Below are 13,784 nucleotides of genomic sequence, written 5' to 3' on the forward strand. Positions count from 1 at the left end.
CCTGGTGGGGGCGTAGCCCCCACACCCCCCATCTCACTCAATCGGGTGAGTTCTCCCAGTGATGTGGCCCTACCGGGTCATATGGTCGACAGAATCGGACCGGCCTTTCGGGGTCGGTCCGATTGCGCTGGCAGGCCTAATTGGGGGGCCATCGGCATGATCCGCATCAAGGCTGGGGCGCCCCGCAGGGCTGGGCGGGCCCGGACGGACTCACGGGGGCCCGGTCACCGCTGCCTTCCCGGGTGGCTCCGTACCAGTGCCCGTCGGCCGCTGCGGCGGGCGATCTCACTCGGGTTGCCCACGGCCTGGGGCGCCGTCGCGATCACGTACAAGCTGGTGTGTCCGCTCGCCCAGCAGAACGGCCTGGGCGCGCGCGTCGTCACCAGCGCGGTCTTCTTCGCCGTCGGCACCGGGCTGATCCTCCATGTCCGGCGCACCTTGCTGCGCGAACTCCGGCAGGCCCGGCAGGCCGCGGGCGCCGCCCAGCGCGTGCTGTTGCGACCGCTGCCGCCGCGCGTCGAGGGGCTGAACATCGCCGCCGCCCAGCTGTCCGCGGACCGTGGGGCGATCATCGGCGGCGATCTGTACGAGGTGGTCGCCACCGAGCACGGCGTACGGGTGGTGATGGGTGACGTCCGCGGACACGGGCTCGGGGCGATCGGCACCGCCGCCGCCGTGCTCGGCAGTTTCCGCGAGGCCGTCCACGACGAGGCCCAACTCGACGGTGTGCTGCGCCGGCTGGAACGCGCCCTGGCCCGGCACCTGCGCGAGCGCGCCCGCGCCGAGCACCCGTCGGCCGGACCGGCACCCGACAACCCGGTCGCCGAGGAGTTCGTGACCGTACTGCTGCTGGAGATCGGCCGGGACGGCGAGGTCCGGGCGCTGAACTGCGGTCACCCGTGGCCGTATCTGCTGAGCGGTACCCGGGTCGAGCAGCTCGCCCGTGCGGATCCCCTGCCGCCCCTCGGTCCGTTCCCGCTGCCGGCCGAACTGCCCGCGCTGCACTGCGGCCACCTGCTGCCGGGAGAGGCCCTGGTCCTGCACACGGACGGCGCCGAGGACGCGAGGGACGCGTGTGGCCGGTTCTTTTCCCTGTCCGAAGCACTGTCCCGGGCCGTCCACGGCAGCCCCGTCGTCGCCCCTCAGGTCGTCCTGGGCTCGGTCTTCACCGCGCTCCTGCGCCATGCCGGGGGCACACCGGCGGATGACGTCGCCTTACTGGTACTTCACAACGACCGCCAAGTACGCCATGCCTTGGGAAACGCACGACCCGCCACCACAAATCCACAGCCGACGACACACGGTTAGCCGCCCGGACGCCGGGCCGCCGCACTGTACGAGGGGGAGCCGGCGGCCCGGCCGGCCTCTTGCGAGGCATTTCAGTCAACCGGCTGGAAACTCTCCGCGACAGTGTGCACACGGTACGGATTCGAGTACTCCGTTCACACCCCGTGTGAAGGCCGACCCACTACTCTGACGGCACCGAGCCACCCGGGGGGCATCCCATGCAGCCCAACACTCTGCTCGACGCGATCCTGGACGAGGCGGGCATCTCGCACGCGGGACTCGCCGCTCATGTGAACCAGGCGGGCCGGGCGCGCGGTCTCGCGCTCAGATACGAACACACCGCCGTGGCGCGGTGGTTGAAGGGGCAGCGGCCCCGCGGACAGGTTCCCGACCTGATCTGCGAGGTGCTCGCCCGCCGACTGCACCGCCCCGTCACCCTCGACGACATCGGGCTCGGGGTGCCCGGCGAGCCGTCCGCCCCGCACGGCACGTCGTTGTCCGGGTTCGTGGAGCGGGCCACCGCCCTGTGGCGCTCCGACGAGCAGCAGCGGCCGCACATCCTGGGCGCTCCCGCCGTCACCGGCACGCCCGCCGTGATGCCGGTGTGGGAGTGGGAGAACCCGCCCGAGGACGTCGACGTCTCGCGGGGCGGCCGGCACCGGGTCACCTCGGCCGACATCGAGATGCTGCGCGCGGCCCGCACGCACTACGAGCAGATGTACCGCAAGGCCGGCGGCGTCGCGACCCGCACCCGGATCGTGGGTTTCCTGAACGCCGAGGCCGCCCCGCTGCTGCGCGGCAGTTACACCGACGAGACGGGCCGTCAACTGCACCGGGCCACCGGCGGGTTGGTGGCGGTCGCCGGGATCTGCGCGTACGACTCGGACGCGCACGGTCTCGCCCAGCGCTACTTCCACCAGGCGCTCAGGCTCGCGAAGGCCAGCGGGGACCGCGGGCTCGGCGCCTACGTGATCGCGCTCCTCGTCAACCAGGCGCTGTTCATGCGGGAGTACCGGCAGGCCGTGGCCTTCGCAGAGGCCGCGCTGCGCGCCGCCGGACGGCACATCACCCCGGCGCTCGCCTCCGACCTGTACGCGATGCAGGCGAAGGCGTACGCCCACCTCGGCGACGGCACGAGCGCGCTGTCCTGCATCCGGCGGGCCGAGCAGGCCGCCGAACGCATCCGGCGCGGATACGAGCCGGACGAGACGGGCTATGTCCAGCCGGGACTCGTCAACGTCCAGGTGGCGGAGGCGCTGTTGAGCCTCGGCGAGGTGGCGGCGGCACGGGAGCACGCCATGGCCGCCGTCGACAACCCCGCCCACGACCGGGGCCGGGTGCACCGGCTCGCCATGCTCAGCACGATCGAACTGCGTCAGGGCAACGCCGACAAGGCGGTGGCCATCGCGGTGCAGATGGCAGAACAGGCCCGGGGAATGGAGTCCCAGCGCCTGCGCGACAGACTCAGGGCGGTGCGCGAACACCTCGTGCGCAGCGGCTGCGCGGGCACGGCTGAGGCCGCCGCACTCATCGACGGTGCACTGCGCGTACCGCTGTAGACGGGCGCACGACCACCGACACTCATCGTTCCTGCTGCGATATTGCCACTTACTCGACGGAAGGTGGCAGAACCGTGCAGTGGACGAAACAGAACGAACAAACTGTCTATGCGAACCGCTGGTTCAGCGTCAATCTCGCGGATGTCGAGTTGCCGGACGGTCGGCACCTCGATCACTTTCTGATACGGCTGCGGCCCGTTGCCGTGGCCACGGTGGTGAACCAGGCCAATGAGGTCCTCCTCCTGTGGCGCCACCGCTTCATCACCGACAGTTGGGGGTGGGAACTCGCGGCGGGTGTGGTCGAGGACGGCGAGGACATCGCCGTCGCGGCCGCCAGGGAACTCGAGGAAGAGACCGGCTGGCGGCCGGGACCCCTGCGCCACCTGATGAGCGTGGAGCCGTCCAACGGGCTCACCGACGCCCGGCACCACATCTACTGGGCCGACGAGGGCGAGTACCTCGGACACCCCGTGGACGACTTCGAGTCGGACCGCCGGGAGTGGGTCCCCCTCAAACTCGTCCCCGACATGGTCGCCCGCGGCGAGGTCCCGGCCGCGAACATGGCGGCCGCGTTACTGCTGCTGCATCATCTCCGGCTCGGGCAGGACGCCATGCCCTGATATCCCCCCGCGTCCTGGAGCCGTCCTAGCGACCCAGGGCCTGCCAGACCGTCACGACGAGCGCGCCCACGGCGGTGAGTACCGCTACCGCGGGCAACGGCCAGCGGGCGTGCTCCAGGGCGACGATCCGGCTGCTCAGGTCGTCGACTTCCTTGTCCGTCTCCTCCGTGCGATGACTCAGCAGAGCCAGTCCGCCCTCGACCCTCGCGTAGGCGACGTCGAGGCGGCGCCGTAACTCTGCGAGTTCGCCGTGGACCACAGGATGCTCGGGGTCGGTGGTCACGAGTCCGTTCCTTTCTGTAGTCGTCTCATCCCTTGCATGCGCATGAAGAGTCAACTCGCCTGGTGGACACGTGGGGAGAGTGTGCGAGGGGCATATGCGGGCCCGGTGCGCACACGGCGTGTGAATGCGGTGGGCCCGGCGCTCCGAAGAGTGCCGGGCCTTTTGAGCCACCGTGCGTAATCAGCCGTAGGTGTAGAAGCCCGAGCCCGACTTCCGGCCCAGCCGGCCCGCGTCGACCATGCGCTGCAGCAGCGGGGGAGCGGCGTACAGCGGCTCCTTGTACTCCTCGTACATCGAGAACGCCACGGAGGCGACCGTGTCCAGACCGATCAGGTCGGCCAGCTTCAGCGGGCCCATCGGGTGGGCGCAGCCGAGCTCCATGCCGTTGTCGATGTCCTCGCGGCTGGCGATGCCCGACTCGAACATCCGGATCGCGGAGAGGAGATACGGGATCAGCAGCGCGTTGACCACGAATCCGGAGCGGTCCTGGGCGCGGATGGCGTGCTTGCCGAGCACCTTCTCGGCGAAGACCTGGGCGCGGCCGAGCGTGCCCTCGGAGGTGGTGAGCGCCGGGATCAGCTCGACGAGCTTCTGCACCGGGGCGGGGTTGAAGAAGTGGATGCCGATGACGTGGTCGGGCCGCGAGGTGGCGACCGCCAGCCTCACCAGGGGGATGGAGGAGGTGTTGGAGGCGAGGATCGCGTCGGGCCGGGTCACGACCTGGTCGAGCACCTGGAAGATCTCGGTCTTGACCAGCTCGTTCTCCACGACGGCCTCGATCACCAGGTCGCGGTCCGCGAACTCGCCGAGGTCGGTGGTGAAGCTGAGGCGCGCCAGCGTGGCGTCCCGCTCCTCCTCGGAGATCTTGCCGCGCTCGGCGGCCTTCGCCAGGGAGTTGAACAGCCGGGTCCGGCCGATCTCCAGGGCCTCGCCGGTGGTCTCGGCGACCATCACGTCCAGGCCGGCACGGGCGCACACCTCGGCGATGCCCGCTCCCATCTGGCCGCAGCCGACCACTCCGACGCGCTCGATGTCGGTCACATCGTCCCTTTCGCTGGTCTACGGACGTGAGCAGAACCCGTGGGTCCGGTGCCTGCTCCGTTCGTGCACGTTACCGCCAAGTATCGATGATCGATCGCCGGGGGTGCGGCATCCGTCGGGCATCCTGGGGCGCGGAGACGGTCCGTGACCGCGCGGATCCGTGGTGTTCGGGGGTGTGCAGATGGGACGAGTGTCACGTCGGGCGTTCGCACTGGCCGCGCTGGCGACGCTCACGACGGGCTCGGCCGGCGCGAAGGCCGCGCCGGGCAGGCGGTCGGAGCGGCCGCGGAAGGCCGCCGAGATGCGGGGCGTGTGGCTGGCGACCGTGCAGAACCGGGACTGGCCCTCGCGGCCGGGCCTGAGCGCGGCGGCCCAGCGGGCCGAACTGGTCGCCCACCTCGACAAGGCCGCCGAGACCGGCCTCAACACGGTGATCTTCCAGGTGCGGCCCACCGCCGACGCCCTGTGGCCCTCGCCGTACGAGCCCTGGTCGCAGTACCTCACCGGAACCCAGGGCAAGCACCCGGGCTGGGACCCGCTGGGCACGGCCGTCGAGGAGGCGCACGCCCGTGGCCTGGAACTGCACGCCTGGTTCAACCCGTACCGGATCGCGGGCCACGCGGACCCGGACAGGCTCGTCAGGACCCACCCCGCCCGCCGGCACCCGAACTGGGTGGTGACGTACGGCGGGAAGCTCTACTACAACCCGGGACTGCCCGAGGTCCGCGCCTTCGTCCAGGACGCGATGCTCGACGCGGTGGCCAAGTACCCCGTCGATGCCGTGCACTTCGACGACTACTTCTACCCGTACCCCGTGGCGGGCCAGACCTTCGACGACGACGCGGCCTACGACGCTCACGGCGGCGGATTCCCCAGCCGGGCCGCCTGGCGGCGCGACAACATCAACCTGCTGGTGCGCGAGACCTCGGCCCGGATCAAGGCGCTCCGGCCCGCCGCGCGCTTCGGCATCAGCCCCTTCGGGGTGTGGCGCAACGACACCACCGACCCGCGCGGCTCCCAGACCCGGGCGCTGCAGGCGTACGACGACCTGTACGCGGACACCCGCCAGTGGGTCCGCAAGAACTGGATCGACTACATCGTCCCGCAGCTCTACTGGAACATCGGCTTCGCGGCCGCCGACTACGCGAAGCTGCTGCCCTGGTGGGCGGAGGTGGCCCGGGGCACCGGGACGCAGTTGTACGCCGGTGAGGCGCTGTACAAGGCGGGCGACCCGGCGCAGCCCGAGGCCTGGCAGGACCCCGCCGAACTGTCCCGGCACCTCACCCTCGCCCAGGACCACCCCGAGGTGCGCGGGCATGTCTTCTTCGCCGCCAAGGAAGTGCAGACGGACCCCATCGGCGCCATGGCGCGGGTGGTCGCCGACCACTACGCGCGGCCGGCGAGGATCCCGGGGGAGTAGGGCCTGCCGTACGGCCCTAGCGGTCTAGCGGTTCATTTCCTTGTGGCGGATCTCGGTGTCGGGGCCCGGGGAACACACTCCCTCGTGCCCGTCCTCGAAGCGCACGCGGTACGGGGGGTTGCCCTCCTGACCCATCACTTCGACGATCTCGCCGATCTTGTCCTGCTGTCCGACCACCCTGCCGTGCTGGACAAGTTGGTCACCCACGGTTGCACGCATCTTTCGGGCCTCCTCACCATCTGCGGAAGCAGCGGTCCGTGTGGCCTTGAGTTTACGACGCAGGGGCCCGGTCGGGACCGGTGCGTGCGCGCCGTTCAGCCTCGCGCCCGCTGGGTCACGGCGATGCACACGAGCACCGCCGCGGCCGTCAGCGGTGCGGCCACCGTCAGGTGCTCACCGAGGAGCAGCACCGACCACACCAGTGTGAGCAGCGGCTGGGCCAACTGCAACTGGCTGGCCTTGGGGATGCCGATGACGGCCATGCCCCGGTACCAGACGACGAGCCCCAGGAACTGCGAGCCCGCCGAGACCCACAGCAGCCCGGCCACGCTGTGCGCGGTGAGGTGGACGGGTTCGTGCGACAGCGCCACCGCGGCGGCGGGCACCGCGAGCGGCAGACACAGCACCAGCGCCCAGCCGATGACCTGCCAGCCCGGCATGAGCCGGGCCAGCCGGCCGCCCTCGGTGTAGCCGGCCGCGCACACCAGCAGGGCCCCGAAGAGGTAGAGGTCGGCGGTGGTGAGGGCGCCGCCGCTCTGCTGCACGGTGAAGGCGGCCACCGCGGCCGCGCCCGCGAGCGCCGCCGCCCAGAACGTGCGGGAGGGACGCGTGCCCATGCGCAGGGCCGAGAAGAGGGCGGTGGTCAGTGGGAGCAGGCCGACCACGACGGCGGCGTGCGCGGTGGTCGAGGTCTCCAGGGCGAGGGTGCTCAGCAGCGGGAAACCGACGACGACACCGGCGGCGACCACCGCGAGGCCCGGCCAGTGGCGCCGGGCGGGCACCGGTACGCGGAGCGCGAGCAGACAGCCGCCCGCGATCAGCGCCGCGAGGACGCTGCGCACGGCGACCAGGGACCAGGCACCGAAGCCCTCCAGGCCCCAGGCGGTGGCGGGGAAGGTGAGGGAGAAGGCGACGACGCCGAGGGCGGCCTGGAGGGTGCCGGCGGTGGCCGTGCCGGTCGTGCCGCTCGTGCGGCTCGTTCCGCTCGTTCCGTTCGGGGTGGCGACCGCTATCGGGGTGGGCGCAGTAGCGCTACTCTGTGCTCTCATGCATGAGCGTAGCAGTGTGGGTGATCTGGCCAATCAGTTGCGTCGAGAGCTGGACCGCTACTCTCACGGTGGAAAGCTCCCGTCGAGCCGGGCCCTCGTCGAACGCTTCCGGGTCAGCCCGGTGACCGTCTCCCGGGCCCTCGCTCAACTGGCCGCCGAGGGGCTCGTGGTCACCCGCCCCGGTGCCGGCGCCTTCCGGGCCCGGCCGCGCCCGGAAGGCGCCGCGGTGGGCGACACGTCCTGGCAGGAGGTCGCCCTCAGCGCGGATGGCGCCGCCGAGCTCGTACCGCGCTCGGTGGACGCCTCCGGTGTGCTGGTCTCGCTGGCCGCCCCGGCAGCAGGGGTGATCGAGTTCAACGGTGGCTATCTGCATCCGTCCTTGCAGCCGGAGCGGGCGATGGCCGCGGCGCTGTCCCGCGCGGGACGCCGCCCCGGAGCGTGGGGACGGCCGCCGGTGGAGGGGCTGCCGGAGCTGCGTGAGTGGTTCGCGCGGAGCATCGGCGGGCCAGGTGGGGGAGTCACGGCCGCGGAGGTGCTGGTCACCTCGGGCGGCCAGTCGGCGCTGACCACCGCGCTGCGCGCCCTCGCCCCGCCCGGAGCGCCCGTGCTCGTCGAGTCGCCCACCTACCCGGGCATGCTGGCGATCGCCCGCGCGGCCGGTCTGCGCCCGGTGCCGGTCCCGGTCGACGCGGACGGCGTACGGCCGTCCCTGCTCGCCGACGCGTTCCGGGCCACCGGCGCCCGGGTGTTCGTCTGCCAGCCGCTGTTCCAGAACCCGACCGGTGCCGTGCTCGCCCCCGAGCGGCGCGGCGAGGTGCTGCGCATCGCGCGCGCGGCGGGCGCGTTCGTCGTCGAGGACGACTTCGTACGACGGCTCGTGCACGAGGACGCGGCAGAGCTGCCGCGTCCGCTGGCCGCCGACGACCCCGACGGCGTCGTCGTCCACGTCGGCTCGCTGACCAAGGCGACCTCGCCCAGCTTCCGGGTGAGCGCGCTCGCCGCGCGCGGGCCGGTGCTGGAGCGGCTGCGCGCCATCCAGGTCGTCGACACCTTCTTCGTGCCCCGGCCCCTGCAGGAGGCGGCCCTCGAGCTGGTCGGCTCGCCCGCCTGGCCGCGCCATCTGCGCACGCTCTCGGCGGAGTTGAAGGCCCGCCGGGACACGATGACGGCCGCGCTGCGGCTCGGCCTCCCCGAACTCGCCCTCCCGCACATCCCGTCCGGCGGCTACCACCTGTGGCTCCGCCTCCCCGACGGGACGGACGAGGTCGCCCTGGTGGCGGCCGCCCTGCGCGCGGGCGTCGCGATCACCCCCGGCCGCCCCTACTTCAGCGCCGAACCGCCCGCCGGACACGTGCGGTTGAGTTTCGCGGCGGTGGCGGGGACAGGGGAGATCACGGAAGGGGTGCGGCGGCTTCGTGCGGCCTGTGACGAGGTGCTTCCGTCGAAAACCGCTCGACGCGGCCCTCCGCCGGCTGCGAATCTCCCCGCATGACCGATGTCGACACCCCGCCCCTCGCCGAGGGCTACGAGATCTCCACCGACCCCGACCGCATCGACGCCGAGCGGGTGCACCGCTGGCTGTCCACCGACGCGTACTGGGCGATCGGGCGGTCCCGCGAGAAGCAGGACCGGGCGATCGACGGCTCGCTCAACTTCGGAGTGTACGAGACGGTTTCGGGCGAACAGGTGGCGTATGCCCGTATTATCACCGACCGGGCGACCTTCGCGTGGCTGTGCGATGTGTACGTCGACCCGTCGGTGCGCGGCAAGGGGATCGGGACGGCGCTCGTCGGGGAGGTGCGGGAGCGGCTGCGGCCGTACGGGCTGCGGCGGATCCTGCTCGCCACGCACGACGCCCACGGGGTGTACGAGCGGCTCGGGTTCGCGCCGCTGGAGAAGCCGGACCAGTGGATGGCGCTGACGCTGTAGCGGGCCCCCTCTGATAACTCCCAGGTAACACCTCTTGACCTGCGGACTTCCGCGTCTCACCATCGCCGCATGCAACTACGGGTCACGTTCGTCGCCGCCGCGCGCAGCTCCCCGCTGCTCGCCGAGCGGTTCGAGGACGACCGTCCGCTGGACCAGGCCGGCTGGGACGAGGTGCTGCGCGTGGCCCAGGACCTGATCCCGTTGGCGGCGGCCGAGCTGCGCTACTGCTCGCCGACCCCGCGCAGCCGCGCCACCGGGGATGCCCTCGGGTACGCGCCGCTGGTGCAACTGGCCCTGCGGGACTGTGCCATGGGGCGTTGGCGCGGGCTGACGCTCGGCGAGGCGATGGCCCGAGAGCCGGCGGCCGTGGACGCCTGGCTCGCCGACCCGAACGGCACGCCGCACGGCGGTGAATCGCTGCGCGAGTTCATCGCCCGGGTCGGGAACTGGCTGGACACCCGGCCCGTCGAGGACGGTGGCCGGGTCGTGGCCGTGGCCGAGCCCTCGGTGATCCGCGCCGCCCTGGTGTACGCGCTGAAGGCGCCGCCCTCGTCGTACTGGAACATCGACGTCCGCCCGCTGTCGACGACCGTCGTCACGGGCCGGGCGGGACGCTGGAACCTCCGCCTCGACGGGGTGTCGGCTCAGCCCTCGCGGGCGTAGTCGGTGGTCAGGACCAGGTCCTTCGCGGGGCCGCCCACGCGCCACACGGTCCGCCAGTGGTCCTGGCCGCGGACGGTGAACTCCCCGCGGTAGAGGTCGGCCGAGCACGGATGGTCGGCGACGTGGTGTCCCGAGGTCAGGTCCAGGTCGTGGAAGGGCCGCCCGTCGGCGAAGCGCACGTCCGCCGAACCGCGTGAGCGCCCCGGCGCCGGCAGGAAGCGCAGGGTGCGTTCGGCGGGGCGGGGGGCGCCCTGCCAGGTGAAGGTGCCGGACTCGTGGTGCAGCAGTCCGCCGTCGTCCAGCGGGCTGAAAGTCGTCGTACCGGAGAAGTGGCCCTCCGCGCCGCTCGTCAGATCCCGCACGGACCGCTCCACGCGCCAGCTCCCGGACAGGTACGCCAGTACGTCCGGCACTGGCCAGAACTCGCCCATCCCCTGCTGACCTCCGTCACATCCGTTGTTGTGCGATCCATTGACGCGTCCCAGCCCCCTCCCTATCTTGCCGTTCGAAGTGCTGATCATTGTCCGGTATTTCGAACGCATCCCTGCATGTATCACCGCACACACAACTCCACACCCCTGAGCCGCGGAGTATCCATGTCACGCACCCGCACCCGCTGGAGACTCGGTCTCACGGCCACCGCCCTGCTGGTGGCCGCCGGTCTGGTCCCGGCACCCGCGCACGCCGAGGACGTCACCGACTACGCGATCACCGTCGACCCGACTGCCAAGGGCGCGAAGATCGACGACACGATGTACGGCGTGTTCTTCGAGGACATCAACCGGGCCGCCGACGGCGGTCTGTACGCCGAGCTCGTGCAGAACCGGTCCTTCGAGTACTCCACCGCCGACAACACCTCGTACACGCCCCTCACCTCCTGGACGGTGGACGGCACCGCGCAGGTCGTGAACGACGGCGGACGCCTCAACGAGCGCAACCGCAACTACCTCTCCGTGGGCGCCGGTTCGTCGGTCACGAACGCCGGCTACAACACCGGCATCCACGTGGACGAGGGCAAGAGGTACGACTTCTCGGTGTGGGCCCGCGCCACCGGCGGCAGCACCCTCACCGTGGCCCTCCAGGACGCGGACGGCACGCTGGCCACCGCCCGCACGGTGGCCGTGACGAAGAGCGGCTGGGCCAAGTACACCGCCACCCTCACCGCGACCCGCACCAGCAGCAACGGCCGGCTCGCCGTCGCCTCCTCCGCCGCGGCCGCCCTCGACATGGTGTCCCTCTTCCCGCGCGACACCTACAAGCACCAGCCGAACGGCCTGCGCAAGGACCTCGCCGAGAAGGTCGCCGCCCTGAATCCGGGCTTCCTGCGCTTCCCCGGCGGCTGCCTGGTCAACACCGGTTCCATGGAGGACTACAGCGAGGCCTCCGGCTACCAGCGCAAGCGCTCCTACCAGTGGAAGGACACCATCGGCCCGGTCGAGGAGCGCGCCACCAACTCCAACTTCTGGGGCTACAACCAGTCCTACGGCCTCGGCTACTACGAGTACTTCCGCTTCGCCGAGGACATCGGCGCGATGCCCCTGCCCGTCGTCCCGGCCCTGGTGACCGGCTGCGGCCAGAACAAGGCCACCGACGACGAGGCACTCCTCGAGCGGCACATCCAGGACGCCCTGGACCTCATCGAGTTCGCCAACGGGCCGGTGACCTCGACCTGGGGCAAGAAGCGCGCACAGATGGGCCACCCCAAGCCCTTCCACCTCACGCACGTCGGGGTCGGCAACGAGGAGAACCTGCCCGTCGAGTTCATGGACCGCTTCAAGCGGTTCCGCGCCGCGATCGAGGCCGAGTACCCCGACATCACCGTCGTCTCCAACTCCGGCCCGGACGACACCGGCCAGACCTTCGACACGGCCTGGCAGCTCAACCGCGAGGCCGAGGTCGACCTGGTCGACGAGCACTACTACAACAGCCCGCAGTGGTTCCTGCAGAACAACAACCGCTACGACTCCTATGACAGGAACGGCCCGAAGGTCTTCCTCGGCGAGTACGCCTCACAGGGCAACGCCTTCAAGAACGGCCTCGCCGAAGCCGCGTTCATGACCGGCCTGGAGCGCAACGCCGACATCGTCAAACTCGCCTCCTACGCCCCGCTGTTCGCCAACGAGGACTACGTGCAGTGGAGCCCGGACATGGTGTGGTTCAACAACCACGCCTCCTGGAACTCCGCCAACTACGAGGTCCAGAAGCTGTTCATGACCAACGTCGGCGACCGGGTGGTGCCCTCCACGGCCACCGGGACGCCCTCGCTGCTCGGCCCCATCACCGGAGCCGTCGGCCTGTCGACGTGGGCGACCACCGCGGCGTACGACGATGTCAAGGTCACCGGCGCGGACGGCACGTCCCTGCTCGGTGACGACTTCAGCGGTGACGCCTCGCAGTGGACCCACACCGGCGGCGGCAGCTGGAGCGTCCAGGACGGGCAGTACGTGCAGAGCGACGTGGCCGCCGAGAACACCATGGTCTCGGCCGGTGACCCGTCCTGGCACGACTACGACCTGCACGTGAAGGCGACCAAGAAGTCCGGCAAGGAGGGCTTCCTCGTCGCCTTCGGGGTCAAGGACACCGGCAACTACTACTGGTGGAACCTGGGCGGCTGGAACAACACCCAGTCCGCCGTCGAGCAGGCCGTGGACGGCGGCAAGTCGACGCTGATCTCGAAGGCCGGGTCCATCGAGACGGGGCGCGCCTACGACATCGACATCAAGGTGCGGGGCCGGCAGGTCACCCTCTACCTCGACGGCCAGGAGTGGGGCAGCTTCACCGACGACAAGCCGGCCGAGCCGTTCCGGCAGGTTGTCACCAAGGACAAGAAGACCGGTGACCTGATCGTCAAGGTCGTCAACGCCCAGTCCTCGGCCGCCCGTACGGCGATCGACCTGGGCGGCGCGAAGGTCGCGTCCAAGGCGAAGGTCACCACGCTGGCCGCCGCGCCGGACGCGGTGAACACGCAGACCGCGACGGCGGTGGCGCCGGTGTCGTCCACCTTCTCCGGGGTCGCCGACAGGTTCACGTACACCTTCCCGGCGAACTCGATCACGTTCCTGAGGATCAAGCAGAGGTAGCCGGTCCGGGCGTGGGCCGCGGTCCTTCCGGGGGCAGCGGTCCACGCCCGGCGGCCGCCGCATCGGTCACCGGTGGCAGAACACGCATCCCTCCCAGTGCGGCAGCGCGCTCAGCACCCGGTGCGGTACGCAGCAGGCGACGGCCCCCGTCAGCGGGAGCACGTCGGCGCCCGGCGCGGACGCGGGCGGCTCGAAGGCCTCGACGATCTGCCGGAAGCGCGCCAGGTATGCGGCCGCGTGGGGCGGCTCGTACCCGAGCTCGTCCCAGCGGTGCCGCCGGGCGGCGAGGTCGAGGACGTCCAGTACGAAGCGCTTGGCGGCCGCCCGCTCCGCGCCCGACCCGCCCCAGTCGAGTTCCCCGAGATCGAACCCGACCGCGCCCCGCCCCATGACACTCTGGTCCTGGAGCGCCAGCAGGCCCGCGAAGCGGTGGTCCCAGTCCCGGGCGGCCGACGCGGACACGGCGAGCGTCAGCACCTCCACGAAGACCTGGGTGCCGCCGTTGGACAGATACAGGCTGTCGTCCCCGGCGCCGAAGGTGTTCCCCATGTCGGGGAGGTTACGGCGATGCCCGGAATAGATTGCATAAACGTGCAGCGAAACGTATAGTCATGCCATCACGAGGAGGATGGAT

Annotated in this window: 14 protein-coding genes; 8 read left to right on the forward strand and 6 right to left on the reverse strand. The window is 71.1% G+C overall.

Going from position 1 to position 13,784, the window contains the following annotated elements; translation table 11 throughout:
* Window positions 1-156: 156 nt before the first annotated feature.
* The 3 genes from OG252_RS40240 (at window position 157) to OG252_RS40250 (ending at window position 3,466) form a co-directional block, all read left to right on the forward strand.
* The gene (locus OG252_RS40240) at window positions 157-1,308 is read left to right on the forward strand and encodes a PP2C family protein-serine/threonine phosphatase (protein ID WP_329342378.1); all 1,152 of its coding nucleotides are present in this window, start codon (window positions 157-159) and stop codon (window positions 1,306-1,308) included.
* Between the two features lie 197 nt (window positions 1,309-1,505).
* On the forward strand, window positions 1,506-2,846 hold the full coding sequence (locus OG252_RS40245) for a transcriptional regulator (RefSeq protein ID WP_266442711.1): 1,341 nt from the start codon (window positions 1,506-1,508) through the stop codon (window positions 2,844-2,846).
* 74 nt (window positions 2,847-2,920) lie between these two features.
* On the forward strand, window positions 2,921-3,466 hold the full coding sequence (locus OG252_RS40250; protein WP_266442714.1) for an NUDIX hydrolase: 546 nt from the start codon (window positions 2,921-2,923) through the stop codon (window positions 3,464-3,466).
* Between the two features lie 25 nt (window positions 3,467-3,491).
* On the opposite strand, the gene OG252_RS40255 is transcribed toward OG252_RS40250, so the two are convergent.
* Window positions 3,492-3,749, reverse strand: a complete 258-nt coding sequence (locus OG252_RS40255; RefSeq protein ID WP_266442717.1) for a hypothetical protein — start codon at window positions 3,747-3,749, stop codon at window positions 3,492-3,494.
* Window positions 3,750-3,929: 180 nt separating this feature from the next.
* Window positions 3,930-4,790, reverse strand: coding sequence for a 3-hydroxybutyryl-CoA dehydrogenase (locus OG252_RS40260; protein WP_266442719.1), 861 nt, complete (start codon window positions 4,788-4,790; stop codon window positions 3,930-3,932).
* Window positions 4,791-4,971: 181 nt separating this feature from the next.
* On the opposite strand from OG252_RS40260, the gene OG252_RS40265 reads away from it, so the two are divergent.
* Window positions 4,972-6,210, forward strand: coding sequence for a glycoside hydrolase family 10 protein (locus tag OG252_RS40265; protein ID WP_266442721.1), 1,239 nt, complete (start codon window positions 4,972-4,974; stop codon window positions 6,208-6,210).
* Window positions 6,211-6,234: 24 nt separating this feature from the next.
* On the opposite strand, the gene OG252_RS40270 is transcribed toward OG252_RS40265, so the two are convergent.
* Window positions 6,235-6,429 (reverse strand): DUF1918 domain-containing protein, encoded by a 195-nt coding sequence (locus OG252_RS40270; RefSeq protein ID WP_266442723.1) that lies wholly within the window; start codon window positions 6,427-6,429, stop codon window positions 6,235-6,237.
* 95 nt (window positions 6,430-6,524) lie between these two features.
* The gene (locus tag OG252_RS40275; RefSeq protein WP_329342382.1) at window positions 6,525-7,478 is read right to left on the reverse strand and encodes a DMT family transporter; all 954 of its coding nucleotides are present in this window, start codon (window positions 7,476-7,478) and stop codon (window positions 6,525-6,527) included.
* Between OG252_RS40275 and OG252_RS40280 the strand changes: the two genes are divergently transcribed.
* The 3 genes from OG252_RS40280 to OG252_RS40290 all read left to right on the forward strand — a co-directional run bounded on the left by OG252_RS40280 (window position 7,477) and on the right by OG252_RS40290 (window position 10,070).
* Window positions 7,477-8,970, forward strand: a complete 1,494-nt coding sequence (locus OG252_RS40280) for an aminotransferase-like domain-containing protein (protein WP_329342384.1) — start codon at window positions 7,477-7,479, stop codon at window positions 8,968-8,970. The two genes, OG252_RS40275 and OG252_RS40280, sit on opposite strands and share 2 nt — an antisense overlap.
* Entirely contained in the window at window positions 8,967-9,407 is a 441-nt protein-coding gene (locus OG252_RS40285; RefSeq protein ID WP_266442731.1) for a GNAT family N-acetyltransferase, read from the forward strand. The genes OG252_RS40280 and OG252_RS40285 overlap by 4 nt, the downstream gene beginning before the upstream one ends.
* A 69-nt stretch (window positions 9,408-9,476) precedes the next feature.
* On the forward strand, window positions 9,477-10,070 hold the full coding sequence (locus OG252_RS40290; RefSeq protein WP_329342387.1) for a histidine phosphatase family protein: 594 nt from the start codon (window positions 9,477-9,479) through the stop codon (window positions 10,068-10,070).
* Here the strand turns inward: OG252_RS40290 and OG252_RS40295 are convergent.
* The gene (locus OG252_RS40295) at window positions 10,052-10,501 is read right to left on the reverse strand and encodes a DUF6314 family protein (protein ID WP_329342388.1); all 450 of its coding nucleotides are present in this window, start codon (window positions 10,499-10,501) and stop codon (window positions 10,052-10,054) included. The two genes, OG252_RS40290 and OG252_RS40295, sit on opposite strands and share 19 nt — an antisense overlap.
* 165 nt (window positions 10,502-10,666) lie before the next feature.
* Between OG252_RS40295 and OG252_RS40300 the strand changes: the two genes are divergently transcribed.
* A complete protein-coding gene (locus OG252_RS40300; protein ID WP_329342390.1) occupies window positions 10,667-13,150 on the forward strand; it encodes an alpha-L-arabinofuranosidase C-terminal domain-containing protein in 2,484 nt (827 codons plus the stop codon).
* A 66-nt stretch (window positions 13,151-13,216) separates the two neighbouring features.
* Here the strand turns inward: OG252_RS40300 and OG252_RS40305 are convergent, their stop codons facing one another.
* Window positions 13,217-13,699: a hypothetical protein gene (locus OG252_RS40305; protein WP_266442742.1), complete on the reverse strand. Its 483-nt coding sequence runs from the start codon at window positions 13,697-13,699 to the stop codon at window positions 13,217-13,219.
* Between the last annotated feature and the right edge of the window lie 85 nt (window positions 13,700-13,784).

It is taken from the genome of Streptomyces sp. NBC_01352 (genome assembly GCF_036237295.1).
Classification (GTDB): domain Bacteria; phylum Actinomycetota; class Actinomycetes; order Streptomycetales; family Streptomycetaceae; genus Streptomyces; species Streptomyces plumbiresistens.